The sequence below is a fragment of the Streptomyces silaceus genome, from assembly GCF_001419745.1.
Classification (GTDB): domain Bacteria; phylum Actinomycetota; class Actinomycetes; order Streptomycetales; family Streptomycetaceae; genus Streptomyces; species Streptomyces silaceus.
In genome coordinates, this window is sequence record NZ_LIRJ01000615.1 from 1 (window position 1) to 1034 (window position 1034).

The following is a 1034-nucleotide window of genomic DNA, read 5'->3' on the forward strand; positions in this document are numbered from 1 at the left end:
CTGGCGGCCGGGGCCGGGGACCGGCCGCCAGGGGTCGGCTGCCAGGGGTCGGCTGCCGGGGATCAGCTGTCGGGGATCGGCGCCTGCATGTGCTCGCTGATCCACTGGATGGGGCCGTCGGCCATGGCGGGGACGTAGGTGCGCGCGTTGTGGCCGCCGCCCTGGATGACGTTGAGCCGCGTCTTCACGGGGCCCTTCCCGTACGTCTTGATGAAGGACCGCAGGTTCGCCTGGCCGGACTCCTCCGTGCCGATCTGGAAGGCGAGGTCGACCTCGGGGCCCCTGCGGTCGGCCAGGTGCCGGGCCAGCTTCTCCGGGTTGTTGGCCTGGCGCTCCTTCTCGTGCCCCGCCCACAGCGGGGAGTCGGGGACGGTGTCGGGACCGCTCGCGATGACCGCGCGGAACTTGTCCGGGTGCTTCAGGACGGACTTCAGCCCGACGAAACCGCCGGACGAGGAGCCCATGAAGGCCCAGCCGTCGCGGGACGTGAACGTACGGAAATTCGCCTTGACGAAATCGGGTACGTCCTCCGTCATCCACGTGCCCATTTTCGGTTGGCCCGGAATATCACTGCCGTCGTAATAGTTCTTGGCGTCCGGATTGAGAACAGGCATCACCACGATGAACGGCAGGCTCTTCCCTTCCTGGGACCACTTGGCGATGCTGCTCTCCAGCTTCAGATCGGTCCCCATCCAATAATTGTTGGGGTAGCCGTTGCCGCCGGGGAGGGCTATCAGCACCGGGAAGCCGCTGTGCGCGTACTTCGGGTCGAAGTACTGCTTGGGCGCCCAGACCCACACCTTGCCGGTGAATCCGGACTTCTTTCCCTTCAGCGTGGTCACGCCGATCTTGGTGCCGTCCTCCAGGGTGCTCTCGGTGGTGAAGGCCGCCTTGGGTCCGGTGGGCAGCCGTGTCTTGGCGGCCGCCGCGCTCCGGGCCTGCCCGGGGGCGGCCGACGCCTTCGGGTCGTCGAAGCTCATCGGCTCGCCCTTGTCGGAGGAGCAGGCCGACAGGAGCAGGGCCGAGGCCAGGGC

1 protein-coding gene is annotated in these 1034 nt (G+C 67.9%); it reads right to left on the reverse strand.

The features are described from left to right. Positions 1-62: 62 nt before the first annotated feature. A complete protein-coding gene (locus AOK22_RS37750) occupies positions 63-1031 on the reverse strand; it encodes an alpha/beta hydrolase (protein ID WP_055703169.1) in 969 nt (322 codons plus the stop codon). Positions 1032-1034 lie beyond the last annotated feature (3 nt).